General features: G+C 68.3%; 26 protein-coding genes and 1 riboswitch. Of the genes, 20 read left to right on the top strand and 6 right to left on the bottom strand.

Going from position 1 to position 24862, the window contains the following annotated elements:
* The first annotated feature begins 76 nt into the window (after positions 1–76).
* The 6 genes from RCF34_RS09100 (at position 77) to RCF34_RS09125 (ending at position 5957) form a co-directional block, all read left to right on the top strand.
* Positions 77–715: a C40 family peptidase gene (locus RCF34_RS09100; protein WP_374941172.1), complete on the top strand. Its 639-nt coding sequence runs from the start codon at positions 77–79 to the stop codon at positions 713–715.
* Positions 716–811: 96 nt separating this feature from the next.
* Entirely contained in the window at positions 812–1348 is a 537-nt protein-coding gene (locus tag RCF34_RS09105; protein ID WP_068385323.1) for a C40 family peptidase, read from the top strand.
* 54 nt (positions 1349–1402) lie between these two features.
* The gene (locus RCF34_RS09110; RefSeq protein ID WP_308707878.1) at positions 1403–1723 is read left to right on the top strand and encodes a hypothetical protein; all 321 of its coding nucleotides are present in this window, start codon (positions 1403–1405) and stop codon (positions 1721–1723) included.
* Positions 1724–2002: 279 nt separating this feature from the next.
* Positions 2003–3229: a cytochrome c gene (locus RCF34_RS09115; protein WP_308707879.1), complete on the top strand. Its 1227-nt coding sequence runs from the start codon at positions 2003–2005 to the stop codon at positions 3227–3229.
* Positions 3230–3231: 2 nt separating this feature from the next.
* Entirely contained in the window at positions 3232–3714 is a 483-nt protein-coding gene (locus RCF34_RS09120; RefSeq protein WP_308707880.1) for a 2Fe-2S iron-sulfur cluster-binding protein, read from the top strand.
* A complete protein-coding gene (locus RCF34_RS09125) occupies positions 3711–5957 on the top strand; it encodes a molybdopterin cofactor-binding domain-containing protein (protein ID WP_308707881.1) in 2247 nt (748 codons plus the stop codon). Before RCF34_RS09120 ends, RCF34_RS09125 begins: the two co-directional genes overlap by 4 nt.
* Here RCF34_RS09125 and RCF34_RS09130 read toward each other — a convergent pair.
* From RCF34_RS09130 to RCF34_RS09145, 4 genes are all read right to left on the bottom strand, one after another.
* Positions 5954–6571: a DedA family protein gene (locus tag RCF34_RS09130; protein ID WP_308707882.1), complete on the bottom strand. Its 618-nt coding sequence runs from the start codon at positions 6569–6571 to the stop codon at positions 5954–5956. The genes RCF34_RS09125 and RCF34_RS09130 overlap by 4 nt on opposite strands.
* Before the next feature lie 131 nt (positions 6572–6702).
* Positions 6703–7536 (bottom strand): metallophosphoesterase, encoded by an 834-nt coding sequence (locus tag RCF34_RS09135; RefSeq protein ID WP_308707883.1) that lies wholly within the window; start codon positions 7534–7536, stop codon positions 6703–6705.
* Positions 7537–7806: 270 nt separating this feature from the next.
* Positions 7807–8175, bottom strand: coding sequence for a YggL family protein (locus tag RCF34_RS09140; protein WP_308707884.1), 369 nt, complete (start codon positions 8173–8175; stop codon positions 7807–7809).
* A 138-nt stretch (positions 8176–8313) separates the two neighbouring features.
* A complete protein-coding gene (locus RCF34_RS09145; protein WP_280306853.1) occupies positions 8314–8643 on the bottom strand; it encodes a four-helix bundle copper-binding protein in 330 nt (109 codons plus the stop codon).
* Positions 8644–8740: 97 nt separating this feature from the next.
* Positions 8741–8936, top strand: a riboswitch (cobalamin riboswitch).
* Positions 8937–9031: 95 nt separating this feature from the next.
* Here RCF34_RS09145 and cobO point away from each other — a divergent pair.
* From cobO to RCF34_RS09200, 11 genes are all read left to right on the top strand, one after another.
* Positions 9032–9658 (top strand): cob(I)yrinic acid a,c-diamide adenosyltransferase, encoded by a 627-nt coding sequence (gene cobO / locus RCF34_RS09150; RefSeq protein WP_007159228.1) that lies wholly within the window; start codon positions 9032–9034, stop codon positions 9656–9658.
* Positions 9652–10950 (top strand): cobyrinate a,c-diamide synthase, encoded by a 1299-nt coding sequence (locus RCF34_RS09155; protein ID WP_308707885.1) that lies wholly within the window; start codon positions 9652–9654, stop codon positions 10948–10950. The genes cobO and RCF34_RS09155 overlap by 7 nt, the downstream gene beginning before the upstream one ends.
* A complete protein-coding gene (bluB, locus tag RCF34_RS09160) occupies positions 10947–11597 on the top strand; it encodes a 5,6-dimethylbenzimidazole synthase (protein ID WP_308707886.1) in 651 nt (216 codons plus the stop codon). Before RCF34_RS09155 ends, bluB begins: the two co-directional genes overlap by 4 nt.
* Positions 11594–12502: an adenosylcobinamide-phosphate synthase CbiB gene (gene cbiB / locus RCF34_RS09165; RefSeq protein ID WP_308707887.1), complete on the top strand. Its 909-nt coding sequence runs from the start codon at positions 11594–11596 to the stop codon at positions 12500–12502. Before bluB ends, cbiB begins: the two co-directional genes overlap by 4 nt.
* On the top strand, positions 12495–13484 hold the full coding sequence (gene cobD / locus RCF34_RS09170) for a threonine-phosphate decarboxylase CobD (RefSeq protein WP_308707888.1): 990 nt from the start codon (positions 12495–12497) through the stop codon (positions 13482–13484). Before cbiB ends, cobD begins: the two co-directional genes overlap by 8 nt.
* Positions 13481–14932, top strand: coding sequence for a cobyric acid synthase (locus tag RCF34_RS09175; RefSeq protein ID WP_308707889.1), 1452 nt, complete (start codon positions 13481–13483; stop codon positions 14930–14932). Before cobD ends, RCF34_RS09175 begins: the two co-directional genes overlap by 4 nt.
* Positions 14933–15454 carry a bifunctional adenosylcobinamide kinase/adenosylcobinamide-phosphate guanylyltransferase gene (gene cobU, locus RCF34_RS09180; RefSeq protein WP_308707890.1) on the top strand — a complete coding sequence of 174 codons (522 nt, stop codon included), beginning with the start codon at positions 14933–14935 and terminating at the stop codon, positions 15452–15454. It abuts the gene before it with no gap.
* Positions 15451–16509, top strand: a complete 1059-nt coding sequence (gene cobT, locus RCF34_RS09185; RefSeq protein ID WP_308707891.1) for a nicotinate-nucleotide--dimethylbenzimidazole phosphoribosyltransferase — start codon at positions 15451–15453, stop codon at positions 16507–16509. The genes cobU and cobT overlap by 4 nt, the downstream gene beginning before the upstream one ends.
* Positions 16502–17053 carry a histidine phosphatase family protein gene (locus RCF34_RS09190; RefSeq protein ID WP_308707892.1) on the top strand — a complete coding sequence of 184 codons (552 nt, stop codon included), beginning with the start codon at positions 16502–16504 and terminating at the stop codon, positions 17051–17053. Before cobT ends, RCF34_RS09190 begins: the two co-directional genes overlap by 8 nt.
* The gene (locus tag RCF34_RS09195; RefSeq protein ID WP_308707893.1) at positions 17053–17784 is read left to right on the top strand and encodes an adenosylcobinamide-GDP ribazoletransferase; all 732 of its coding nucleotides are present in this window, start codon (positions 17053–17055) and stop codon (positions 17782–17784) included. Before RCF34_RS09190 ends, RCF34_RS09195 begins: the two co-directional genes overlap by 1 nt.
* Before the next feature lie 160 nt (positions 17785–17944).
* Positions 17945–20098, top strand: a complete 2154-nt coding sequence (locus RCF34_RS09200) for an EAL domain-containing protein (RefSeq protein WP_308707894.1) — start codon at positions 17945–17947, stop codon at positions 20096–20098.
* Between the two features lie 104 nt (positions 20099–20202).
* On the opposite strand, the gene RCF34_RS09205 is transcribed toward RCF34_RS09200, so the two are convergent.
* On the bottom strand, positions 20203–21510 hold the full coding sequence (locus tag RCF34_RS09205; protein WP_308707895.1) for an outer membrane protein transport protein: 1308 nt from the start codon (positions 21508–21510) through the stop codon (positions 20203–20205).
* A gap of 284 nt (positions 21511–21794) precedes the next feature.
* On the opposite strand from RCF34_RS09205, the gene rnd reads away from it, so the two are divergent.
* The 3 genes from rnd to RCF34_RS09220 are packed head-to-tail and all read left to right on the top strand — an operon-like array spanning position 21795 to position 24186.
* Positions 21795–22949, top strand: coding sequence for a ribonuclease D (gene rnd, locus RCF34_RS09210; protein WP_308707896.1), 1155 nt, complete (start codon positions 21795–21797; stop codon positions 22947–22949).
* Positions 22946–23248, top strand: coding sequence for a YcgL domain-containing protein (locus tag RCF34_RS09215; RefSeq protein WP_273809156.1), 303 nt, complete (start codon positions 22946–22948; stop codon positions 23246–23248). Before rnd ends, RCF34_RS09215 begins: the two co-directional genes overlap by 4 nt.
* Entirely contained in the window at positions 23245–24186 is a 942-nt protein-coding gene (locus tag RCF34_RS09220) for a D-2-hydroxyacid dehydrogenase (RefSeq protein ID WP_308707897.1), read from the top strand. The genes RCF34_RS09215 and RCF34_RS09220 overlap by 4 nt, the downstream gene beginning before the upstream one ends.
* Here the strand turns inward: RCF34_RS09220 and RCF34_RS09225 are convergent.
* Positions 24171–24767, bottom strand: coding sequence for a nitroreductase family protein (locus RCF34_RS09225; RefSeq protein ID WP_308707898.1), 597 nt, complete (start codon positions 24765–24767; stop codon positions 24171–24173). The two genes, RCF34_RS09220 and RCF34_RS09225, sit on opposite strands and share 16 nt — an antisense overlap.
* Positions 24768–24862: the final 95 nt, after the last annotated feature.

The raw sequence follows: 24862 nt of genomic DNA on the forward strand, positions 1-24862 counted from the left end.
CCAGGTCGGCAAGGTGTCGAAACTTTTAAAAAACGACACGGTCGTGCCCATGCCAAGGAACCGCCTCGCACCCCTCGTGCCCCTGTCTTTTGTCTGTCTGCTCGCCGCCTGTGCGAGTGCGCCGCAAAGTCCCGACGCCATCGTTACCCAGGAATCGTCCACTCCCTCCCGGACTTTCCAGACCGCTTCGCTACATGGCCTGGGTGGCGCTGGCAACGGCTCCGCGTCCGTGGAGACCGAGGGTGCTCAGCAACGTCCGGTCTTCCCCCATACCCAATCGCCGCATCAGCTCGATTGGGAGCGCGAGGTCGGTCCGCGCCAGGCACTGCCGAATCTGGCGGACCAGATCCTCAATCGCGCCACCCAGCTGGTGGGGACGCCCTATCGCCGCGGCGGCAGTACCCTGGCCGGATTCGACTGCAGCGGTTTCGTCAATTACGTCTTTCGCGAGCGCGCCGGCATGACCCTGCCGCGCTCCACCCGCGAGATCATCGATCTCGAAGTACCGGTAGTCAGCAAGAACGATCTGGAACCTGGCGATCTGTTGCTGTTCAATAGCAACGGCCGTGGCCGGGTCAGTCACACCGGTATCTACATGGGCGAGGGCAAGTTCATCCATTCCTCCAGTCGCCGGAGCGGCGGAGTGCGGGTGGACAGCCTGGACGACCAGTACTGGAAGGTGAGTTTCCTGGAAGGCAAGCGCGTATTGCGCTGAGGCGTATCGCCGCGATCTTCGCCGGTGCGCTTCGAGGACCCGTCGAGGCTGCGTGGCAGGCCGACGGTGATCGATGGATAACTAAGGATGTCTCCAATGCCGCATGCGGCTCGCCTCGGATTGTATTGCGCCTTCGTGCTGCTGGCCGCCTGTGCCGGCAGGCCGCCCCAGGCCCCCGCACCGGCCGCCCCGGTCGTTTCCCGTCCCCTGCTGGAAAGCCAGGCCCAGGCGGCCAACGATGTACTCTTTCGGGCCATCGGCCTGGTCGGCACCCCCTATCGCTATGGCGGCAACACCCCGGCCGGTGGGTTCGACTGCAGTGGCCTGATCGGCTACGTCTATCGCGATGCGGCTGGCGTGACCCTGCCGCGCTCGACCCGCGAGATGATCACCCTCGGCTCGCCCAATGTGGCGCGCAACGCCCTGCAGCCCGGTGATCTGATCTTCTTCGCCACCGCCGGTGGTCGTCAGGTCAGCCATGCCGGCATCTATGTCGGGGAAGGGCGCTTCGTGCATGCGCCGCGTACCGGCGGTACCGTGCGTCTGGACAGCCTGGCCAAGCCCTACTGGCAGAACAGCTACCTGCAGGCCAAGCGCGTGCTGGTCACGCCGAGTCTCGCCGGCGGCTATTGAACCCCGTTTCGCCTGGACCGCTCGAATGGGCATCCAGCCCGTGCGGAGCCCATCATGCCCCAGGCGATACGTCTGCCGCCCCAGCCGGCTCGTTGCGAGCTGTGCGGTCGGGCGGCGCCGCTCACCCGCCATCATCTGATTCCTCGCTCGCTGCACGACAAGGCCTACGTGCGCAAGAGATTCGACCGCGTCAGCCGGATCACCGCCACCCTCTGGGTCTGCCGACCCTGCCACAACCATATCCACCAGACCTTCGACGAAAAGACCCTAGCGCTGGAATACAACAGCCGCGAATTGCTGCTCAGCGACGTGCGCATTCGCCAGTTCGTCGACTGGCTGGCGGCCAAGCCCGATGGCTTCGTCCCCAAGCGCTAAGTAATACCACCCCTATAGTATTTTGCGTCTTAGTGGCTTCCTTCCTGTTCGGAGCGTGGGTATTCAGGACCTGAGGCAGGTAGCGCTCCAGTAGCTCGCACCAGGGCGAAGCCGGACCAGAGTGCGAATGTAAAGGCCGCCGTCAAGGTGCGGGCTGGAAACTGTCGCCTGCATCTCACCTCCGGGGGCGAACGTCACGGCGGCTGGCCGCTGCGATTAGGATGACGGCAAAGCCACGGCGAAATCCGCCCGTCCGGTTCAACCTCACGAGGAGAGCTGATGAGATCCCTGGCCCTGCCCCTGCTGGCGGGGATGCTGCTTCTGTCCAACACCGCGCTGGTCCGCGCCGACGAGGCGACCCTGACGCGGGGCGAATATTTGACCCGCCTCGGCAACTGCCAGGGCTGCCATACCCGTCCCGATGGCGCGCCCTTAGCCGGTGGCGTCGCCTTCGAGACGCCTTTCGGGCGTCTCTATTCGAGCAACATCACCCCGGATCGCGAGCATGGGCTGGGTGACTGGACGGCGGACGAGTTTCGCCGGGCCTTGCACGAAGGCCTCGGGCGCGAGGGTGAGCAGCTCTATCCCGCCTTTCCCTATACGGCCTTTACCCGCTTGAGCGACGAGGATGTCGCGGCCATCTTCGCCTATCTGCAGGTCCAGCGCCCCGTACCCTATGCCCCGCCAGCCAACGCGCTGCGCTTTCCCTTCGATCAGCGCGCGCTGATCCGGGGCTGGAAGTGGCTCAATTTCACGCCGGGTCCGTTACCAAGGACGGCCGAGGCTCAGGTGGCGCGGGGCGCCTACCTGGCGGAGGCGGTGGGACACTGCCAGGAGTGCCATACGCCGCGGACCTGGAACCAGGGTCTCGACAACGGCCGGGCCTATGCCGGCGCGACCCAGCAGGGCTGGACCGCCTGGAATCTCACCGCGGATCCCCGCGGCCTCGGCGGCTGGAGCGATGCCAAGCTCGCCAGCTATCTGCGCGAAGGGCATCAGCGCGGCGAAGCCGTGGCGGCGGGGCCCATGGCCGAGGTGGTGAGTGGTGGTACCCGCCATCTGAACGATGCGGACCTCGGCGCCCTGATCGCCTATCTGCGGACCCTGCCGGCGCAGCCCGGAGCGGTGCCGGCGCGGGCCGAGGTGCAGCCGCCCGGGGAGGCCGGGCCGCTCACCGCCGCCGAGGCGGAAAGCGCGGCCTTGCTGCAATCCGCCTGCGCCAGCTGTCATGCCCCGGACGACCGGGGGCCGGCCGGTCCCTATCCGCGCTCCTTCAGCAACTATTCGACGGTGCGCGATCCCGCGGGGACCAACCTGGTGCGCGTCCTGCTCGACGGCCTCGATCGCCAGGGGCGGACCGAGCACGCCTTCATGCCAGCCTATCGGGACTTGCTCGACGATCAGCAACTGGCCGATCTGGCCACCTACATCGGCCGCCGCTTTGGCGGTCACGCCGCCGACATCCGTCCTGCGGACGTGGCGGCCGCGCGCGAAGGAGAGAAATAGCGGTGGCGGCCATCGAATTGAAGGTCAATGGCGAGCAGCGACAACTCGACGTCGATCCACGCATGCCTCTGCTGGACGCCCTGCGCGACGAGCTGGGCCTCAAGGGGCCGAAATTCGGCTGCGGATTGGGCGAGTGTGGCGCCTGTACGGTGCTGGCGGATGGCAAGCCAGTACGCGCCTGCCTGTTGCCGGCAGTGTCCTTCGTCGGTCGTGAGGTGTTGACCCTGGAAGGCCTGGGTACGCCTGAGGCGCCGCACGCGCTGCAACGGGCCTTTATCGAAGAGCAGGCGGCGCAGTGCGGCTATTGCATCCCCGGCATGGTGATGACCGCGCGCGCTCTGCTCGAGCGCGTGCCCGATCCCAGCGACGCGCAGATCCGCCAGGCGCTGGCGGCCAATTTCTGCGGCTGCGGGACCCACTATCGCATCCTGCGTGCGGTCAAGCGGGCGGCGGTGCTCCTGCGCGACGGGCAGGCTCCGGCATGACGCTGTCGCGACGTGCCTTTCTCGGCGGCAGCGCAGTGCTGCTGCTGGGCTTCAGCCTGCAGCGACCGATCGCCGCCCAGGTGCTGCCTGTACCGGCTGACCCGGCGGACCTGGCCAAGACCCTCGATCAGCGCCAACTGGATGCCTGGCTGGCGGTGGATACCCAGGGCCAGGTCACCGTCTACAGCGGCAAGGTGGAACTGGGCACCGGGGTCAGCACGGCGCTGCGGCAGATCGTGGCCGAGGAGCTCTGCGTAGCCTTTGCCGCCACCCGGCTGATCCAGGGCGATACCCGGCTGACGCCCGACCAGGGCATCACCGCCGGCAGCAAGAGTTTGCAGGTGGGCGGTGCCCTGTTGCGCAAGGCCGCCGCCAGCGCGCGGCAATTCCTGTTCCTGGAGGGATCGCGGCGCCTGGGACTGGACCTGGCGGTGGTGGACACCGTGGATGGCCGGGTGGTCTATCGCGGCGATCCCACCGGGCGCTTTGTCTCCTATGGCGAGCTGGTGGGCGGGCGACCGCTGGGGCGGCTGGTCAACCAGGCGGTGCGTACCCGCGCTGTCAAGGACTATCGCCTGGTCGGGACCTCGGTGCCGCGCGAGGACATTCCCGCCAAGCTGTTCGGCAGCTTTGATTACGTCCACGACCTGCGGCTGCCCGGCATGCTGCACGGTTGCGTGGTGCGGCCGCCCTGCATCGGCTCGGCGCGGTTGGCGGGGGTGAGCCTGCGCGGTATCGATGCCAGTGCGCTGCCGGCCGGTGCTCAGCTGGTATACGAAGGCGCCTTTGTCGCGGTGGTGGCCGAGCAGCCCTGGCTGGCGCGCCAGGGCGCGGCGGCGCTGCGGGTGGACTGGAGCCTGGTGCCGGACCTGCCGCTGCCGGGCGAACTCTATACCCGGCTGGAAGCCAAGGCCGGACCGGCCGACATCCAGCAGGAGGCCGGTGACGTCGAGGGCGAATTGGCGAATGCCGCACAGCGACTGGACGCCGAGTATCGCTGGCCCTATCAGAATCACGATTCCATCGGTCCCTCCTGCGCGGTGGCGGACGTGCGTGCCGACGGCGCCACCGTCTGGAGCGGTACCCAGGGCGTCTATCAGCTCCGGGCGGCGCTGGCGGATCTGCTGGCACTGCCGGAAGACCGCATCCATGTCATCTACCAGCAGGCCTCGGGTTGCTATGGCCATAACGGCGCCGATGACGCGGCGGCCGATGCGGCGCTGCTCTCCAAGCTGTGCGGCCGTCCGGTGCGGGTGCAATGGAGTCGCGCCGACGAACACGGCTGGAATCCCAAGGGACCGGCCATGCTGATGCGCCTGGCAGGCGGCCTGAGTGCGGCCGGCGATCTGCTGGCCTGGCGCTTCGCCAACTGGACGCCCACCCACCTGACCCGGCCCAACGGCCAGACCGGCAAGGCGGCCTTGCTCGCCGGGCAGCTGGCCTACAACCTGCCGCTCAAGGGTGGGCGGGGCGGCGGCAATCGCAATGCGCCGCTGGACTACGACCTGCTCAATGTCCAGGTGGCGACCCACTGTCTGGAAGCCGGGGATTCGCCGCTGCGACCCTCGGCTCTGCGCGCCCTGGGGGCGGTCGGCAACACCTTCGCCAACGAATCCTTCATGGACGAGCTGGCTCTGGCGGCCGGGGTCGAGCCGCTGGAGTTCCGCCTGCGCTATCTGCAGGATCCTCGTGCGCGGGCGGTGCTGCAGGCCGCCACCGCCAAGGCCGGTTGGCAACCTCCGGCCAGGCAGGAAAAGGCATGGGACGGCGCCCTGGCGAAAGGGCAAGGCCTGGCTTTCCTGCGCTACGAAAACGAGAACGCCTATGTGGCCGCGGTGGTCGAGGTGGCGGTGAGCGAGGCCACGGGGATCCGGGTCACCCACGTGGTGGTGGCCCATGACTGCGGTCTGATCGTCAATCCGGATGGCCTGCGCAATCAGCTGGAAGGCTGCGTGGTGCAAGGCATCGCCCGGACCCTCAAGCAGGCGGTGCGCTTCGATCAGCAGGGGGTGACCAGCCTGGAGTGGGGCGCCTATCCGCCGCTGACCTTCACCGAATTGCCCGAGCTGGAACTGGAGCTGATCGATCGGCCGGAAGAACCGGCGGTGGGTGCCGGGGAGGCCACCACCGCCGCCATCCCCGCCGCCATCGCCAATGCCGTGGCGGCGGCGACCGGTCTGCGCCTACGCGAGGTGCCCCTGAATCGTGAGCGCCTGCGTGAGGCGCTGGCCGCCCGTCGCTAGGCGCGTTTCAGCCGCTGCTTGAAGAACAGCACGGCGCCGGCGCCGAGCAAGGCGACGACCGCTACCCCGATCCAGAGGGGTTCGTTGCCGGCAAAGCTGAAGTGGTTGGCGCCCTTGGCCGCCAGGTAGCCCGGACCCATCATCAGGGGTGCCCAGACGATGGCCGACAGTACGTTGGCCGACTGGAAGCGCAACTGGTTCATCGCCATCATCCCGGCCACCAGGGGCACGGTGTTGCGGATCATGGTCAGGAAACGCCCGCCGAATACCGCGAAGAAGCCATAGCGGCGGAAGAACAGCCTCGTCCTGGCCACCTGCTTGCGATAGCGGCGAAAGGGTGGACGGTGGACGATGCTGGGACCGAGCCAGCGACCGATGAGGTAGGAGCAGATGTCGCCGAGGATGGCGCCAATGATAGCAGCCAGCACCAGCGGCACCGGCGAGAGCACCCCGGAGCCGGCCAGGCCGCCGACCACCAGCAGCAGGGCCGTGGCCGGAATGAAGACGCCCAGCAGCACCAGAGACTCGCCAAAGGCGAGCAGGCCGACGAGCAGCGGTGCCCAGGCCTGGTGGGTTTCGATAAAGCCAAGCAGCGATTGCGTCAGGGATTCCATGGGAGGCCACTCTTGCCGAAAGTCCTAAGACTACGCGGCACCTGCGGCCTGCCAGCCGTTTCAACAGCTTGAATCAATTTCCATTGCTGGAAGTGCGCGGGAGCGCGCATCGGCGCCCCCGACTGGACGCCTCAGCTTTTCGCCAGGGCGTCCTGAGCGGACTGCCAGCGCAGTGCGTGGCGCTCGCCGACGACGAAACGATCGCCCTGGAAGTCCCAGCGTTCCACGTCCACGGTCTTTTCCGCCCCTTCGCCGACCAGCAGGCGGTTGAAGGAGTTGGGCGAGGTGCCGCGCACGCGAGAGGAGAGGGCGGTACCGGCCTGGACGATCCAGACCTCACGGGGCAGGGTGGGGTACTGGCGACTGAGCGGCAGCACATAGGGCAGGTGGATATGCCCGCCCATCACCAGATCCAGCCCGGCGTCGGCCCAGGTAGCCAGGGCGTGATCGGCATTGTGCTGCAGATTGCTCAGGTCACTGAGTTCGAGGGCGCCGAAGGGCTGGTGGGCGATGACGATGCGCAGCTTGCCCGGGCCGGCGCGGCGTAGGCGCTGGGCCACACGCTCGATCTGCCCGGTGCTTACCGCGCCATCCTTGTGGCGTTGCGGGGCGGTCGTGTTGAGCCCGACCAGCAACAGCTCGTCGTTTTCGAAACTGGGCTCCAGATCCTGGCCGAAATGGCGGCGATAGTTGCCATAGGGCGTCAGGAAACGCGCGAAGACGTTGTACAGCGGCAGGTCGTGATTGCCCGGGATCACCAGGGTTCGCGGAATGCCATGGCTTTCCAGGCGTTCGACGAAGGTCTTGGCGGCGGCGAATTGTTCACGCCGAGCGCGCTGGGTGATGTCCCCGGAGAGGATGAGGACATCGGCGCCGTGTTCGCGGACATGGGCTTCCAAGGCCGCGACCACGGCGGGTTGCTCGGTGCCGAAGTGGGTATCGGAGATTTGCAGGAGGGTCGTCATGAGGACCTGGTTTCCAACGGATTCCCCTTTACGACCGCAACGGGCGCCAAGCTATCCGGCGAGGGTTAGTCAGCGGCTTTTCCAAGGCTCGCGTGCTGGAGCCAAACAAGGCCTGGGCGGCCCCACGAAAATAGCCGAGGAAGCGGATCAACCCCGCGCCTTTATTCCCGCGGGGTCAATAGGCATTCCGACGGGGCCGCCAGGTCGGGCTGGCGAACCAGGCCATTTTCAACGCCGTTTGGCCGACGCGCACCAGCCTTGGAGAGGCTCTTAGACTTCGCCGTCGTGGTGCCAGGCGTCATGCAGCTCGGAGGCATTGGCTTCGCCGACTTCGGCGCGGGCCTTGAGCCAGTCCAGCAGGGCGGTACGGTCTTCCTCGGTGGGCGAGGTGTAGCGCTTGTTGGCCATAATGGTGCCTTCGACCCAGGCGTTGTCGAAGCCGCCGATGTAGTCCAGCGTGCGCTCTTCGACGTAGTCGATGAAATCGCCCAGGAAGGTGTCCAGATCGTCTTCGCTGAGTTCGTTCTTGAAGCTCACCTTGATTTCGAAGGCCAGTTCCTGGAATTCGCCCAGGTACTGCTTCTTGCGCAGGCGACGCTTCATGCGGCTCAAACGGGGATCTTGGTTGGTATCGGTCATGGCGAAGGCCTGGATATCGATTAAAGGGCGGGCATTATCCCTGGCGTCGACGGGTAATGCCAATGCCGACCGCTCCAGCGGTGGGGCGGCCGGGCCGTTTTGCCTGCGACCGGAGCGCGCAGTAGCGGAAAGACCTGCTCAGGCCGCCATGGCCGCGCAGGCATCGGCGCAGGCTTCGCAGGCCCGAGCGCAGGCCTGGCAGTGATCGGCCTTGTGCTTGCCGCATTCGGCGGCGCAGGCGCGACAGGTGGCCAGGCACAGAGCGCAGGCTTCGGCGATGCGGTCGCTATTGCGCTGCATGAAGGTGGCGGCCAGGCGGCAGGCATCGGCGCAGTCGCGGTCCAGGCGGACGCAGTCGCGCATCATGTCCAGATTGGCTTCGCCCAGGCAGGCGCTGGCACAGGTTTCACAAGCGGCGGCGCAATCGAGACAGGCCTTGATACAGGCGGCGAGGGTGGCATCGTTCATCCGGTAGCTCCTGGGGAGGGGTGCCTAGGATGGACCCGTCCGCTCGACGCCAAGTTCGGGTGGTGCGATCGATTGACGCTCCCCTGGCTAGTCCGTACCCTGCGGCCTTGCACGTGGTGCCCCGCCTGGAGCGGGGTGAAACAGGGAAGCCGGTCGAGCCGGCGCTGCCCCCGCAACGGTAGTTGAGCAGTAGCTGCGCGATGCCCACTGGCCCTGGCCGGGAAGGGGCGCAGCGGATGCCCCAGGGCATCGGCTCACCAGCCCGGAGACCGGCCACGCTTGCGTTCATCTCGGCGATGCGGAGGGCGTCGCGCGGCGTCGCCACCTGCCTTGCGCGGGCGGCGTCTCTGCCCATTTCTCCGCCGCGCCCGCACCCGGAGAACCATCCATGACCGACACCCCCGATTCGACCAGCCCCGAGCGTGACGAGCGCCACCGCGCGCGCATGGTGCGCAAGAAGGCGGTGATCGATGCCCGCATCGCCGAAGCCCAGGACGAGCGCGGGCTGCTGCTGGTGCATACCGGCATCGGCAAGGGCAAGAGCAGCTCCGCCTTCGGCATGGCAGCGCGCGCCCTCGGCCACGGCATGAAGGTGGGCGTGGTGCAGTTCATCAAGGGCCGCCGCGACACCGGCGAGCAACTCTTCTTCAAGCGCTTCCCGGACGAGGTGCGCTACCACGTCATGGGCGAGGGTTTTACCTGGGACACCCAGGACCGGGCCCGCGACCTGCAGTCGGCTGCCGCGGCCTGGGCGGTGGCGGTCGAGCTGCTGCGCGATCCGGCCATCGGCCTGGTGCTGCTGGACGAACTCAACATCGCCTTCAAGCACGGCTATCTGGAGGTCGACCAGGTGCTGGCCGATCTGGCCGGGCGTCCGGCCCATCAGCACGTGGTGGTGACGGGCCGCGGTGCGCCGCCGGCGCTGGTCGAGGCCGCCGATACCGTGACCGACATGAGCCTGGTCAAGCACGCCTTCCAGGCCGGCGTCCGCGCCCAGCAGGGCATCGAATGGTAGGGGCGGCGCGGCACTGCCCGGCGCTGCTGATCGCCGCCCCGGCGTCCGGTCAGGGCAAGACCAGCGTCACCGCCGCCCTGGCCCGGCTGCATGCCCGCCAGGGGCGGCGGGTACGGGTGTTCAAGTGCGGTCCGGACTTTCTCGATCCGATGATCCTGGCCCGCGCCAGCGGCGCGCCGGTCTACCAGCTCGATCTGTGGATGATCGGCGAGGCCGAGAGTCGCCGCCTGCTGTGGGAAGCGGCGGGGGAGGCGGATCTCATCCTTATCGAAGGCGTCATGGGCCTGTTCGACGGCCAACCCTCGGCCGCCGACCTGGCCGAGCGCTTTGGCGTACCGGTGCTGGGCGTGATCGACGCCGCCGGCCTGGCGCAGACCTTTGGCGCCCTGGCCTATGGCCTCGCCCATTACCGGCCGAGCCTGCCCTTCGCCGGGGTGCTGGCCAATCGCAGCGGCAGTCCGCGGCAGACCCAGCTGATCCGTGGCAGCCTGCCGGCGGGCATGACCTTCTTCGGCAGTCTGCCGCGCGATGCCGGCATCGAGTTGCCCAGTCGTCACCTGGGGTTGATCCAGGCCGACGAGGTCACCGACCTGGATCGTCGTCTGGACATGGCGGCCGATGCCCTGGGCGCCAGTTCCGCCATCGAATTGCCGTCGCCGGTGGCCTTTGCCGCACCGGAACCGACCGTGGTCGAACCGCTGCTGGCGGGGGTACGGATCGGTGTGGCCCGGGATGCGGCGCTGGCGTTCATCTACCAGGCCAATCTGGATCTGCTGCGCGCCCTGGGCGCCGAGCTGCAGTTCTTTTCCGTGCTGGCCGATACGGCGCTGCCAGAGGTGGACAGCCTCTATCTCCCGGGCGGCTATCCCGAGCTGCACCTGCAGACGCTGTCCAACAACCTGGGCATGCGCGCGGCCATCCGCGCCCACCACGCGGCCGGCAAGCCGATCCTCGCCGAGTGCGGCGGCATGCTCTATCTGCTCGACGAACTGACCGACAAGGCCGGCGAATCCGCCAGCCTGCTCGGACTGCTGCCGGGCAGCGCGCGGATGCAGGCGCGCCTCACCGCCCTGGCCTTGCAGTCGGTGGACTTCGAGCAGGGCACCCTGCGCGGCCACACCTATCACCACTCGGCCCTGGAGTCGCCCGAGGTGCCCTGGGCGCGCGGGCTGTGTCCCAACGGCAAGGCGGTGGCCGAGGCGGTCTACCGCGACGGTCGCCTCACCGCCAGCTATATTCACTTCTACATGCCGTCGGCACCCGCCGCGGCCGCCGCGATGCTCAAGCCGTGACCACGACCCCCTATACCCCCGCCGAACAAGCCGCCGTCTACCGAGCCATCGCCGAGCGCCGCGACATGCGCCATTTCTGCGGTGGCGAGGTGCCCCCCGAGCAACTGGCCCGCCTGCTCGGGGCCGCCCACCAGGCACCCAGCGTCGGGCTGATGCAGCCCTGGCGCTTTCTGCGCATCAGCGATCCGGCCCTGCGCCAGCGCCTGCACGAACTGGTGGAAGAAGAGCGCTGCGCCACCGCCGACGCCCTGGGCGAGCGCAGCGACGACTTCATGAAGCTCAAGGTGCAGGGCATCCTCGACTGCGCCGAGGTGCTGGTGGCGGCGCTCATGGACGGCCGCGAAGCCCACGTCTTCGGCCGCCGTACGCTGCCGGAGATGGACCTGGCCTCGCTGTCCTGCGCCATCCAGAATCTCTGGCTGGCCGCCCGCTGCGAAGGCCTGGGCATGGGCTGGGTGTCGCTGTTCGAGCCGGAAGCCGTGCGCCGCCTGCTGGAGATGCCGGAGGGCTCCCAGCCGGCGGCCATTCTCTGCCTGGGGCCGGTGGAAGCCTTCTACCCGCGCCCCATGCTGGAAGAGGAGGGCTGGCGCCAGGGGCGGCCGCTGGAGGACCTGGTCTTCGAGAATCGCTGGGGCCAGAAACCATGATGCTGGCCTTCGCGGTCGTCGGCGGCATGCTGCTCGACCTGCTGTTCGGCGAACCCCGCCGCGCTCACCCCCTGGTGCTGTTCGGTCGGCTGGCCGACAGCCTCGAAGCCCGCTTCAATCCCGGTGGCCGTGGCTGGCGCAGCCATGGCGTGGTGGCCTGGAGCCTGGCCGTACTGCCCTGGGTGCTGCTCACCGCCTTGCTCTGCCAGCTCGGCTGGCTGGCCTGGATCATCCAGCCCCTGGCACTATATCTGGCCGTGGGACTGCGCAGCCTGGGCGAGCACGCCGAGCCGGTGGCGCACGCCCTGCAGCGCAACAATCTGCCCGAGGCAAGACGCCGGGTCGGCTATCTGGTCAGTCGCGAAACCAGCGAGCTGGACGAGACCGCGGTGGCCCGCGCCGCCACCGAATCGGTGCTGGAGAATGGCAGCGATGCCGTTTTCGCCGCGCTGTTCTGGTTCGCCCTGCTCGGGGCTCCGGGCGTGGTGCTCTATCGCCTGGCCAATACCCTGGACGCCATGTGGGGCTATCGCACGCCGCACCTGGAGCGCTTCGGCTGGGCCGCGGCGCGCCTGGACGATGTCCTCAACTATATCCCCGCGCGGCTGGTGGCCCTGACCTATGCCGGCCTCGGTCGCTTCTGGAGCGCCATCGAAAGCTGGCGGGCCCAGGCACCGCTGTGGGACAGCCCCAACGCCGGCCCGGTGATGGCGGCCGGTGCCGGGGCCCTGGGCGTGAGTCTGGGCGGCCCAGCCCGCTACCAGGGCGAGTGGCACGAGCGTCCGGTGCTCGGCCGTGGCCCCGCACCGACCTTCCTGGCCATCACCCGCGCCCTGAAGCTGGTGCGGCGTGGCGCCTGGTTGTGGACCGCGCTGATCGCCCTGGGGGGACTGCTGCTTGCTTGAGCATGGCGGTCGGCTGCGGCGTGCCGCCCGCAGCTACGACATTCCCCTGGGCGACTGGCTGGACCTGTCCACCGGTCTGGCCCCCTGGCCTTGGCCGCTGGCGGAGATTCCCGCCAGCGTCTGGGCACGGCTGCCGGAGCCCGATGACGGCCTGGTGGAGGCTGCCTGTGCCTGCTACCGGGCCAGCGCGGCACTGCCGGTGGCCGGCTCCCAGGCCGCCATCCAGGCGCTGCCGACCCTGCGCCCGTCCGCGCGGGTCGCGGTGCTGGCGCCCTGTTACGCCGAACACGCCCTGGCCTGGCGTCGCGCCGGGCACGAGGTGCTGGAGTGGAGCGAAGATAAGATCGCGACCCACCTCGACCAGCTGGACGTGGTGGTGGTGGTCAATCCCAACAACCCCACGGGCGAGCGCCTGTCGCCGGCCCGGCTGCTGGACTGGCACGCCCGGCTCGAACGCCGGGGTGGCTGGCTGGTGGTGGACGAGGCCTTCATGGATCCGACCCCGGGGGCAAGTCTTGCGCCCTTCAGCGATCTGCCCGGACTGATCGTGCTGCGCTCCTTCGGCAAGTTTTTCGGGCTGGCCGGGATGCGCCTGGGCTTCGTGCTGGCGGCGCCGAGCCTGCTGGCGCGTCTGGACGAGCAACTGGGTCCCTGGACGGTGAACGGCCCCAGTCGTTATCTCGCCCGGCAACTGCTGGCCGATCAGCAGGGCCAGCAGCGTCAGCGTGATGCCCTGCTCAAGGCCGGCGAGCGCCTGGCCACGTTGCTCGCCCGGCACGCCCTAGCACCCAGCGGTGGCTGCGCCCTCTTTCAGTTGCTGCAGCGCCCGGATGTCGCGGATCTGCACGAACACCTCGCTCGCCAGGCCATCCTGACCCGCCTGTTCCCCGCGCTTGGCGCCCTGAGATTCGGCCTGCCCGGCGACGAGTCCGGCTGGCAGCGCCTGGACCGGGGCTTCGCCACCTACCGGAGTCCCCTATGAGTACGCTGATGGTGCAGGGCACCACCTCCGACGCCGGCAAGAGCACCCTGGTGGCGGCTCTGTGCCGCTGGCTCTATCGCCAGGGCGTGGCCGTGGTGCCCTTCAAGCCGCAGAACATGGCGCTCAACAGCGCCGTGACCGCCGATGGCGGCGAGATCGGCCGGGCCCAGGCGGTCCAGGCCCAGGCCTGTGGCCTGGTACCCCACACCGACATGAATCCGGTGCTGCTCAAGCCCAATACCGATGTCGGTGCCCAGGTGATCATCCACGGTCGCGCCGTCACCAGCATGGATGCCAAGGCCTATCACGCCTACAAGCCGATCGCCCGGGAGGCGGTGCTGGCCTCCCATGCACGCCTCGCGGCGGGTTACCAGGTGGTGCTGGTGGAGGGCGCGGGTTCGCCGGCCGAGATCAACCTGCGCCAGGGCGACATCGCCAACATGGGCTTCGCCGAGGCGGTGGACTGCCCGGTGCTGCTGGTGGCGGACATCGACCGCGGTGGCGTCTTCGCCCATCTGGTCGGCACTCTGGACCTGCTCGAACCCAGCGAGCAGGCGCGCGTCGCCGGCTTCATCATCAACCGCTTCCGCGGCGACCTGGCCCTGCTGCAACCCGGGCTGGACTGGCTCGAAGCCCGTACCGGCAAGCCAGTGCTCGGCGTGCTGCCCTATCTGCACGACCTGCACCTGGAAGCCGAGGATCGCCTGGCCACCGGGCAGGTCGCCAAGCAGGGGCCGCGCCTGCGGGTGGCGGTGCCGGTGATGCCGCGGTTGAGCAACCACACCGATTTCGATCCCCTGCGCCTGCATCCCCAGGTGGAATTGCTGTTCGTCCGCCAGGGCGAGGAACTGCCCGCCGCCGACCTGATCATCCTCGGCGGCTCCAAGAGCGTGCGCAGCGACCTGGCCTTCCTGCGCGCCCAGGGCTGGGACACGGCCATCGCCCGCCACCTGAGATACGGTGGGCGGGTGCTGGGCATCTGCGGCGGCTTCCAGATGCTCGGCGAGCGGGTCGCCGATCCCCTCGGGCTGGAAGGCGCGCCGGGTGACAGCGCCGGTCTGGGCCTCTTGGCCATGACCACCGAGCTGGCGGCGGAAAAGCAGCTGCGCAACGTGCACGGCTGGCTGTGTGATGGCGATGCCGAGGTGGCCGGCTACGAGATCCATGCCGGCGTCAGCCAGGGCCCGGCCCTGGAGCGGCCGGTGCTGCGCTTCGCCGATGGCCGTGTCGACGGCAGTCTCAGCGACGACGGCCAGGTGCTGGGCACCTACCTGCATGGCCTGTTCGAGTCGCCCGCCGCCAGCGTCGCCCTGCTGCGCTGGGCCGGCCTGGCCGAACCTCGGCAGCTCGACTATCACGCCCTGCGCGAACGGGATCTGGAGCGCCTGGCCGATCTGGTCGAACACCATTTGGACACCGGGCGCCTGCGCGCCCTCTGCGAGCTCTAGATGCGCGAATTCATCCTCGGTGGCGCTCGCTCCGGCAAGAGCGCCCTGGCCGAGCGCCTGGCCGCCGAGTCCGGCCTTGCCGTCACCTATATCGCCACTGCCGGCGGCAGCGACGCCGAACTGGCCCGGCGCATCGAACGCCATGCCGCCCGCCGGCCCGCGCACTGGGCGTTGGTGGAAGAACCCCTGGCGCTGGCCGAACGCCTGGAGGCCCTGGCGGCGCCGGAGCTCTGCCTGCTGGTGGACTGCCTGACCCTCTGGCTGACCAATCTGCTCATGCTCGACGATCCTCGGCGCCTCGACAGCGCCTGCACGGCCTTGCTCGAGGTCGTGCCGCAGTTGCCCGGCCACCTTGTCTTCGTCAGCAACGAGACCGGTCTGGGCGTCGTCCCGTTGGGAGAGCTCACGCGCCGCTATGTCGATGCCGCCGGCGAATTGCACCAGGCCCTGGCCGCGCGCTGCGAGCGCGTGGTGCTGACCGTCGCCGGTCTCCCCCTGACCCTCAAAGGAACCCCGCTATGAGCATGCCCTGGTGGCAAGGACCCTGCCGCCAACCCGATACCGCCGCCGCCGAAGCCGCGCGCCAGCGGCAGGCGGTATTGACCAAGCCGAGCGGTTCGCTCGGCGACCTGGAAGTGCTGGCCATCCAGCTGGCGGCCCTGCAGGGCACGCCGCGGCCACTGCTGCAACGGACCGCCATCGCCGTCTTCGCCGGTGATCATGGCGTGGTGGAAGAGGGCGTCTCGGCCTATCCGCAGTCCGTGACCGCCGAGATGGTGCGCAACTTCGTGCGTGGCGGGGCGGCCATCAGCGTGCTCGCCCGGCAACTGGACGCCGCCCTGGAAGTCATCAACCTGGGCACCGTCACGCCCCTGGAAGCCCTGCCCGGGATCATCGACCTGCCGCTGGGGCGCGGCACCGCCAACTTCACCCTGACCCCGGCCATGACCCATGATCAGTGCCAGGCCGCGCTGCAGGCCGGTCGCGATGCCGTCCTGCGCGCCTGCGCCGGGGGCGCCGACCTCTTCATCGGTGGCGAGATGGGCATCGGCAACACCACCGCCGCCAGCGCCATTGCCAGCGTGCTGCTGGATACCTCGCCGCTGGCCCTGGCCGGGCCCGGTACCGGACTGGACGCCGATGGCGTGGCGCGCAAGGTGGCGGTCATCCAGCGTGCCCTGCTGCGTCATGGCGACGCCCTGGAAGATCCCTACGAGCTGCTGCGCCGCCTGGGCGGTTTCGAGCTGGCCGCCCTGACCGGTGCCTATCTGGCCTGTGCCCAGCAGGGCCTGCCGACCCTGGTGGACGGCTTCATCTGCTCGGTGGCGGCGCTCTGCGCCCAGCGCCTGCAACCCGATACCCGCGACTGGCTGCTGTTCGCCCACTGTGGCGCCGAACCCGGCCATGCCGCGGTGCTGCTGGCGCTGGGCGGCGAACCCCTGCTGGATCTCGGCCTGCGCCTGGGCGAAGGCAGCGGTGCGGCCCTGGCCGTGCCGCTGCTGCAACTGTCCTGCCGCCTGCACAGCGAGATGGCGACCTTCGCCGAAGCCAGTGTCTCCAGTCGTGCCCATGACTGACTGCTGGCTGCTGCGCCATGGCGTCACTGAAGGTCCCGAAGGCTTTCGCGGACGCCTCGATCCGCCGCTGTCGGAGCAGGGCTGGGCACAGTTGCGTGCCGCCGTCGCCCTGCAGCCGCCGTTCGACTTGATCCTGACGTCGCCGCAGCAGCGCTGCGTGCGCTTCGCCGAGTGGCTGGCGGCAGAGCAGGGCGCCGAGCTGGTGCTGGAAGCGGATCTGCGCGAACTGGATTTCGGGGCCTGGGAAGGTCGTAGCGCCGCGGAGCTCATGCAGGACCAGGCCGAGGCCCTGGGGCTGTTCTGGGCCGATCCCTATGCCTATACCCCGCCTGGGGGCGAGCCCGTGGCGGCCTTCGCCGAGCGGGTCCTGGGCGCGGTGACGCGCTGGCAGCCACGGCTGCTGGGCCGGCGCAGTCTGATCGTCACCCATGGCGGCGTCATCCGCCTGCTGCTGGCCCGCCAGCGGGGTCTGGCAGCCAGGGACCTGCTGCAGGTCGAGGCGCCCTACGCGACCCTGCAGCCACTGACGCTGGAGGAGGGCTGATGCCGCTCCCCCTGCTGATCGCCGTGCAGTTTCTGACCCGCCTGCCGGTCCGACTGCCCGGCGTGCCGCCACCCGAGGCCGTCGGCCGCTCGGTGCTCTGGTATCCGGCGGTCGGCCTGCTGCTGGGTGCACTCCTCAGTCTGATCGCCTGGCTGGGCGCCGCGGGCGGCGTCTTCCTGCAGGCGGCCCTGGTGCTGGCCGGCTGGGTGATCCTCACCGGCGGCCTGCACCTGGATGGCCTGGCCGACACGGTGGATGCCTGGATCGGCGGCTATGGCGATCGCGAGCGGACCCTGGCCGTCATGAAGGACCCGGCCTGCGGACCCATGGGCGTACTGGCACTGCTGCTGACCCTGCTGCTCAAGTGGAGCGCCCTGGTGGTGCTCCTGCCGCACGCGCCGGCCGGTCTGTGGCTGGCGCCCTTGGCCGGCCGCCTGGCGCTGCCCTGGCTGTTGCTGACCACGCCCTATGTACGCCCTGGCGGTCTGGGCGATCTGCTCAGTCGCCACCTGCCGCGGACAGCGCTCAAGGGGGTACTGCTGATGGGGGCCATCGGTATGGCCCTGTTACCCCAGGGCTTGACCGCCGCGCTGACGACCGCCGGGGTCGCGCTGCTGGTGCGCCGCGCCTTGCGCCAGCGTCTCGGTGGCACCACGGGCGATACCGCCGGAGCCCTGCTGGAATTCACCGAGACCGGGGTGCTGGTCGCGCTGGCCCTCACGCTGGGCTGAAAAAACGGCCCAAGCGTGAGACAAGCGGGATTTTGCGATTTCGATCCTTGAACGACATCGGTTAAACCGTTAAGAAGGCGCCTGGTTGCGCGCCCAGCGAAACCGCTTCGGCACGAGCGGGTCCAGGGGGAGTCGTCGTTCAGTTGGACAAGGAGCCCCAATGCTCGATGCGCCTCACAGCGCCGCCTCGCCCCGGGAAGTCGCCCCCGCGTCGCGGCTCCGCCTCAAACCACGCAGCCTGTTCGCCAAGTTCTTTCTGGCGTTCATCCTGGTGGATGCCCTGGGTACCCTGCTGTTCACCCTGCACAGCTACCACCAGGCGCGCGAAGCCAGCAGCCAGAGCATCGACTATCGGCTGATGAGCGCGGCCCTGGCGCTGCCGGAAATTCTTGGCGAGGACTATCTCGCCCAATTGCAGGATCCGGCCCAGGCCGATGCCGACCGCTACCAGCGAACCCTGATCACCCTGGATCGCTATGCCCGCAAGGCCGGGCTGGCCTCGCTCTATGCCTTCGTCAAGGAGGGCTCGAGCTTTCGCTTCATCATGGATTCGGCCAACGAGGAGGAAATCCGCGTTGGCTATTTCGGCGACTATCGCCAGCTGTACGACCAGGCACCCCCGGAACTCGCTGCGGTGTTTGCCGATCATCAACCGCGTTTCGCGGAATACCAGGACAACTTTGGCAGTTTCCGTTCTTTGTTCCTGGCCATTCCCGGGCAGGACGGGCAAGCAGTCGTCATAGGGGCGGACATGTTCATGGAAGGAATAGCAGCGGCGGAGCAGTCGGCTCTGCTGGATTCGCTGCTCATAGGGGCGATCATCTTCGCGATGGGCGCCCTCGTCAGCCGGATATTGGCCGGCGCACTCAATCGCTATCTGGCCCGTCTCGGGCAGGCCACCGAGCGCATCGCCGATGGCGACTATCAACTGGGCCTCAAGGAAGGCCGCGATCCGGTCGGTCGGCTGGGCCGCGCCATGAATCAGATGGGCGCCGCCCTGGCCGCGCGCGAGCGGCGCATCAGCCAGCTGGCGTTTCGCGACATGCTCACCCGCCTGCCCAACCAGGTGCGGCTGGTCCTGGAGATCCGCCAGCGCATCGAGCGTGCCGCAGCTGGGCGCTTCGCCGTGCTGCTGCTGGACGTAGCCAACTTCCGCAACATCAACGAACTGCTCGGCCAGGAAGGCGGCGACAAGATCCTGCGCCACCTGGCGCGTCGGCTGAGGGTCGCGGCGCCGGAAGAGAATGGCGTGGCGCGGATCGGTGCCGACACCTTCGTCCTGCTACTGCCCTGGTTCGACGGCGCTTCGGCGGAGGCGGCGCTGCTGTCGCTGCGCAACCTGGTGGAAAAGCCCTTCGTCAGCGGCAACCAGCGGGTGTCGCTGCGCATCACCTTCGGTATCGCCTGCTACCCGGAGCATGGTGCCAGCGCCGAGGCCCTGCTGGCCAACGCCGAGACCGCGCTGCAGGACGCGCGCCGGCGGCAGCTGACCTTCGCCTTTCATGACCCGGACCAGGAGCGTCAGCGGCAGCTCGGCATCGCCATGCTCGACGCCCTCGACCTGGCCGTGGACCAAGATCAGCTGCGCCTCTATCTGCAACCCAAGATCGCGCTGCCCGACGGCCGCGTGGAGGGCGCCGAGGTCTTGATCCGCTGGCAGCATCCGGAACTGGGCCTGCTCAAGCCGGACGCCTTCGTCGGCATCGCCGAACAGAGTCGCAAGATCTGCGACATCACCCTCTGGGTGCTGGAGGGCTGCATGCGCCTGCAGCGCGAGCGGCAGCTGGGCGCCCTCAAGCTCAACGTCAATCTGTCGCTGCTGGACCTCGAGCACCCGGCCTTCATCGCCCGCATCGGCCGGCTGCTGGACGAGACCGGCGCCGTCGCCGCCGGCTTCTGCCTGGAGATCACCGAGTCCCGGGCCATGAGCAATCCGGTGCAGGTGCTCGACTGCCTGCGCCAGCTCAAGGCCATGGGCTTCGAATTGTCGCTGGACGACTTCGGCGCCGGACATTCCTCGCTGGCCTGCCTGAGCAGCTTTCCCATCGACGAGCTGAAGATCGATCGGCAATTCATCGAGCACTGCCAACTGCCCGGCGACCAGGAAGTCATCAGGCTGCTGGTCCAGCTCGGCCAGTTGCGCGGGCTACGGGTGGTGGCCGAAGGCGTGGAAACCCGCCAGGCCCTGCAGGTGCTCACCGACCTGGGCTGCGACCAGATCCAGGGCCAGCTGGTGGCCGGCGCCCTGTCGCTGGACGACTTCCAGCGCTGGTACGCCGAGCAGGAGCAGGGCCACTGGGCGCTCAGGGCCTAGGCCAGGACCGCGGCTGTTGGCCGACGTGGATGGCCGATGCGCGATCCCTGTCCTGGAAAGCACGAAGCCGCCTGGCGGCGGCTTCGGCAGACGGACCCTGACGCTTAGAAGCGGTAGGTCAACTGGGCACCCAGACCATGGGCACTGTTGTCGTACTTGGCATTGTAGCCGCCGCGCAGAGCATCGGGGGCACGGTTGACCTTGACGTTGTCTTCCCACAGGTACGCGTAGGCGACGTCGATGGTCATCTCCTTGGTCGGGGACCAGCCGGCGCCCAGGGAGAAGGTCTTGCGATCGCCGACCGGGACGCGCACGTTGCGGTCGGCGTTGTCCACCGGCGAGGGGTCGAGCGCCATACCGGCGCGCAGCACCCACTGTGGATTCAACTGATAGGAGGCACCCACCGCGTAGGACCAGGTGTCCTTCCAGTTGAATTCCTCGGTGATCTCGCCAAGGCGATTGCCGAGTACCGGTAGGGTAGGGGTGCCTTCGTTCTCGACGGTGATGGCATCCAAGCGACTCCAGCGGGTCCACGTAGCACCGGCGTAGAGCGTCCAGTCGTTGTTCAGGCGATAGGTAAAGGAGGCGTCGCTACTTTCCGGGAGAGTAATGTTGAGGTTGGCGTCGTACTTGCCATTGAGCCGTCCCAGGATGGCGTTGAAGGTGGGGTTCGCACTTGCCGCGTCGGTTACCTCAGTGTGGCCCTTGAGCTTGTAGCTGACCTTGGAGTGGTAGGTCAGGCCGAAGGTCAGGTCGTCGGTAAGGTCGGCGAGTACGCCGACGTTGAAGCCATAGGCAGTGTCGTCACCCTTGATTTTGACCTGGGCATCGCCGCCACCGAACGCACCAGCGCTCAGGTTACTGTTGAGCTTCCCTTCAAGACGGTTGATGGTCGGACCGAAGCCGATGGAGACTTTGTCGGTGATCTTGTAGCTGACGGTGGGCTGGATGGTGATGACTTCCACCTTGCTCGCCTGACCCTGGTAGCGGCCTTGGAAAGCGTGCTCGTAGTTGCTGATCAGCGCATAGGGAACGTACATGCCCAGACCGAAGTGCAGACGGTCATCCACCGGCGTCACGAAGTAGCCGAAGGGCACCACCGAGTTGGGCACCATGTCGCCGTCGTTGCTGCCGGGCACCTGTTGGCCGTTGGCATAACGGGCGTTGACGTCCTTGATATCGACCTTGGCGTGGATGTAGGCGCCACCCAGGGACACCTCACGACCCAGGCGCGACATGCCGGCCGGGTTGCCATAGAGGGTGGAAGCGTCCTGCGCGGAGGAAGAGCGCCCGGCGAAGGAGGTACCCATCCCGCTGACGCTTTGTTCGTTGATGGCCAGACCGTTCGCCAGGGCATAGCCGGAAGCGCTCGAAACGGCTAATGCAAGTAGGGTCAGTTTTATTGTTTTCATGCTCTTGCAGCTCCATTGAAAGGCGAGAAGCGCTTACCTCCGCGGATTCCCAAGTCCGAGTGAGTACCTGCGCACACTCAGCTTTTAGCAGGCCCTGCTTGCGAATACAAAAAAAACTATTCGGTCACCTTTGGTTCAGGACGGTCATCAGGCGTTCATCCGACGAACCCGCCTGGAAAGCCGCTGAATGCCTCGCTTTCCGGCGCGGGACAGGGGCGTCAAGCGGCACCGAAGAACCGGCCCGGGTGCCTTATACTGTCGGCTCATCTGTTCGGAGTGCGCCCTTGACTTCTGCCCCTCACTGGATCCGCGACGACGCGGCGCTGGCCGCCCTCTGCGCGCGTTGCCAGACCCTGCCCTTCATCGCCCTCGACACCGAATTCATGCGGGTCGACACCTTCTATCCCAAGGCCGGCCTGATCCAGATCGGCGACGGCCAGCAGGCCTACCTGGTCGATCCCCTGTGCATCGGCGACTGGACACCCTTCGCCGCGCTGCTGGAAGACCCGGCCGTGGTCAAGGTGCTGCACGCCTGCAGCGAAGACCTGGAGGTATTGCTGCGCCTGACCGGCAGCCTGCCGCAGCCGCTGTACGACACCCAGCTGGCGGCGGCCTATCTGGGGCTGGCCCATTCCATGGGTTATTCGCGGCTGGTCGCCGAAGTGCTCAAGATCGACATCCCCAAAGACGAGACCCGCTCCGACTGGCTGCAACGCCCCCTGACGCCGCTGCAGGAGCGTTATGCGGCGGCCGACGTGACCTATCTGGTCGACGTCTATCTCTATCTCGACGCGCGCCTGGATGACCAGCGGCGTGCCTGGCTGCTGGAGGACGGTGCCGAGCTGGTGGCCAATCTGCGGCGGGTCAGCGATCCCTGGGGAGCCTACCGCGAGGTCAAGCTGGCCTGGCGCCTGTCGCGCCAGCAGCTGGCGGTGCTGCGGGTGCTCTGCCACTGGCGCGAGGTCAAGGCCCGCGAGCGCGACCAGCCGCGCAACCATGTCCTGCGCGAACGCTCGCTATGGCCGCTGGCGCGTTTCCAACCGACCGACAAGCAGGCCCTGGCGCGCATCGACGACATGCACCCGCGTACCGTGCGCCAGGATGGCGATACCCTGCTGGCGCTGCTCGCCGAAGGCGCGGCCACCCCGGCTGACCGGTGGCCGGAGCTGCAGGCCGGACCCTTGCCCCATGAGGCGTCGCCGTTGCTCAAGGCCTTGCGCGCCATCGGTGAACGGGATGCCGAGGCCCTGGGCATGGCGCCGGAACTGATGCTGCGCAAGAAGGTACTCGAAGCCCTGCTGCTCACCGGCTGGCCCGATGGCGACTACCAGCTGCCGGCGAACCTGCGCGGTTGGCGTCGCGAGCGCTTCGGCCAGGCCCTTCTCGATCACCTGCAGGCGCAACGCACCCCGCCGGCGCCCCTGGAAGACACCCCATGAAACTGCTCTGCTCCATCTACCGCAGCCCGCGCAAGCCGGAAATGTACCTCTATGTCGACAAGCTCAAGGGCCTGAAACCTGTCCCCGAGGGGCTGCTCACGGCCTTCGGCCCCCCGGCGCTGGCCTTCGAGTTCGTGCTGACCCCTGAGCGCAAGCTGGCACGGGAAGATGTCGCCAAGGTCCTCGAGAACATCGCCAAGCAGGGCTATCACCTGCAGATGCCGCCGCCGGAGCTGGAGCGTGATGACTACCTCGAGCACCTGCCCGAAGAACTGCTGCGTCTCAACGATCCGCTATGACCGCCGTCCTGCTGCTGGAAGACGCGCCGACCGGCTATGCCGACGCCTGGCGCCAGTGGGCGCCCGAGCTGGACCTGCAGGTGCCGGCGGACCCGGCCGCGGCCGTGCGTCTGGCGCAGCAGCCCTGCTACTGGCTCGGCCAGCCCGATCGCGCCGCGGCCCTGTTGCGCCAGGGCGTCAAGCCGCTCTGGCTGCAATCCACCTGGGCCGGCTACGCACCGCTGCTCGCGGCGGATCTGCCCCGCGACTATCGCTTCAGCAGAGCGGTGGGCTTGTTCGGCCAGAGCATCGGCGAATACGTCCTGACCTATCTGCTGCAGTTTGAGCGCCAGGTGGCTGCGCGGCAGCTCAGTCAGCAGGAAGGACGCTGGGATACCCGGGCGCCCGGCACCCTGGCCGGGCGGCGCCTGTTGCTGGTCGGGGCAGGAGACATCGGCCAGGACATCGCCCGCCTGTTCGCGCCGTTCGGCATGATCCTCACCGGCGTCGCCCGCAGCGCACGAACCTTGCCTGGCTTTGCCCGGGTGGTGCCGCTCGCGGAGCTACGCCAGGCGGCGCGGGATGCCGACTTCGTGGTCAATCTGTTGCCGGACAGCGCCAGCACCCGGGATCTCTACGACGCGGCCTTCTTCGCCGCCTTGCCTGCAGGTGCCTTGTTCATCAATGCCGGACGCGGCACCAGCGTGGTCGACGCCGAGCTGATCGCCGCGTTGGAGAGCGGGCAGCTGGCCGGGGCGGTGCTGGACGTGTTCCGCCAGGAGCCGCTGCCGGCCGGGCATCCCTTCTGGCAGACGCCCAACCTGCAGCTCACCGCCCATGTCGCCGGACCCACGCCGCCCGCGGCGGCTGTCCGGTTGTTCCTCGACAATCTCCAGCGCCTGCGACAGGGGCAACCCCTGAGCGGCGCCGTCGAGCTCGCCGCTCAGCCGAAGGTGTAGGGGCCGGCCACCGCCAGCTCCTCGACGGTCAGGCGTGGGCTGGGCAGCTCGCGCCCCTGCAGGGACTCCGGCAGGCTGGCCTTGTCGCCCAGCTTGCCGATGGCCACCGCCAGTTCGACCTTGAAGGCCGCCGGCACCTTGAGTTCCCGCTGGATGCCTTCGCGGTCGATCCCGGCCATGCCGTGGGCGTGCCAGCCGGCGTTGGTCGCCTGCAGCGCGAGGTAGGCCCAGGCCGCACCGGCGTCGAAGCTGTGGCTGGGGAAGGGGACCTCCTCACCGCTGCTGGCGCGCAGCAGGGTGGTCTTCGACAGGATGATCACCAGGGCCGAGGCGTGTTGTGCCCAGCCGCGGTTGAATTCGGCCAGCAGACTCAGGAACAGCTCCCAGTGGGCATCGCCGCGCCGTGCATAGAGAAAGCGCCAGGGCTGGGCATTGAAGGCGGAGGGCGCCCAGCGCGCGGCCTCGATGAAGCCGAGCAGGGTCTCTTCCTCGATGGCGACCGGTTCGAAGGCGCGCGGCGACCAGCGCTGCACGAACTGGGGATCGACGGGATACTGGGGCGTACGGCTGGTGCTGGTCATGGCTTCACCACGGGAGGAAAGGGGAGTCCGGCACGGTAATCCGGTCGGGCGGAGTCGACAAGGGCGCGAACGGTGCTTGGCGCTCGCGGCGTGCG

The sequence above is a fragment of the Pseudomonas sp. 102515 genome (assembly GCF_031085165.1).
GTDB lineage: Bacteria > Pseudomonadota > Gammaproteobacteria > Pseudomonadales > Pseudomonadaceae > Chryseomonas.

Coding starts and splice junctions, on each gene's coding strand:
- RCF34_RS09125 (WP_308707881.1), top strand. CDS start 3,711: ATGACGCTGTCGCGACGTGCCTTTCTCGGCGGCAGCGCAGTGCTGCTG.
- RCF34_RS09195 (WP_308707893.1), top strand. CDS start 17,053: ATGCCGCTCCCCCTGCTGATCGCCGTGCAGTTTCTGACCCGCCTGCCG.
- cobT (WP_308707891.1), top strand. CDS start 15,451: ATGAGCATGCCCTGGTGGCAAGGACCCTGCCGCCAACCCGATACCGCC.
- cobU (WP_308707890.1), top strand. CDS start 14,933: ATGCGCGAATTCATCCTCGGTGGCGCTCGCTCCGGCAAGAGCGCCCTG.
- RCF34_RS09220 (WP_308707897.1), top strand. CDS start 23,245: ATGACCGCCGTCCTGCTGCTGGAAGACGCGCCGACCGGCTATGCCGAC.
- RCF34_RS09140 (WP_308707884.1), bottom strand. CDS start 8,175: ATGACCGATACCAACCAAGATCCCCGTTTGAGCCGCATGAAGCGTCGC.
- RCF34_RS09205 (WP_308707895.1), bottom strand. CDS start 21,510: ATGAAAACAATAAAACTGACCCTACTTGCATTAGCCGTTTCGAGCGCT.
- RCF34_RS09130 (WP_308707882.1), bottom strand. CDS start 6,571: ATGGAATCCCTGACGCAATCGCTGCTTGGCTTTATCGAAACCCACCAG.
- RCF34_RS09135 (WP_308707883.1), bottom strand. CDS start 7,536: ATGACGACCCTCCTGCAAATCTCCGATACCCACTTCGGCACCGAGCAA.
- RCF34_RS09215 (WP_273809156.1), top strand. CDS start 22,946: ATGAAACTGCTCTGCTCCATCTACCGCAGCCCGCGCAAGCCGGAAATG.
- cbiB (WP_308707887.1), top strand. CDS start 11,594: ATGATGCTGGCCTTCGCGGTCGTCGGCGGCATGCTGCTCGACCTGCTG.
- RCF34_RS09200 (WP_308707894.1), top strand. CDS start 17,945: ATGCTCGATGCGCCTCACAGCGCCGCCTCGCCCCGGGAAGTCGCCCCC.
- cobO (WP_007159228.1), top strand. CDS start 9,032: ATGACCGACACCCCCGATTCGACCAGCCCCGAGCGTGACGAGCGCCAC.
- RCF34_RS09190 (WP_308707892.1), top strand. CDS start 16,502: ATGACTGACTGCTGGCTGCTGCGCCATGGCGTCACTGAAGGTCCCGAA.
- RCF34_RS09175 (WP_308707889.1), top strand. CDS start 13,481: ATGAGTACGCTGATGGTGCAGGGCACCACCTCCGACGCCGGCAAGAGC.
- RCF34_RS09110 (WP_308707878.1), top strand. CDS start 1,403: ATGCCCCAGGCGATACGTCTGCCGCCCCAGCCGGCTCGTTGCGAGCTG.
- RCF34_RS09225 (WP_308707898.1), bottom strand. CDS start 24,767: ATGACCAGCACCAGCCGTACGCCCCAGTATCCCGTCGATCCCCAGTTC.
- RCF34_RS09145 (WP_280306853.1), bottom strand. CDS start 8,643: ATGAACGATGCCACCCTCGCCGCCTGTATCAAGGCCTGTCTCGATTGC.
- RCF34_RS09115 (WP_308707879.1), top strand. CDS start 2,003: ATGAGATCCCTGGCCCTGCCCCTGCTGGCGGGGATGCTGCTTCTGTCC.
- RCF34_RS09105 (WP_068385323.1), top strand. CDS start 812: ATGCCGCATGCGGCTCGCCTCGGATTGTATTGCGCCTTCGTGCTGCTG.
- RCF34_RS09155 (WP_308707885.1), top strand. CDS start 9,652: ATGGTAGGGGCGGCGCGGCACTGCCCGGCGCTGCTGATCGCCGCCCCG.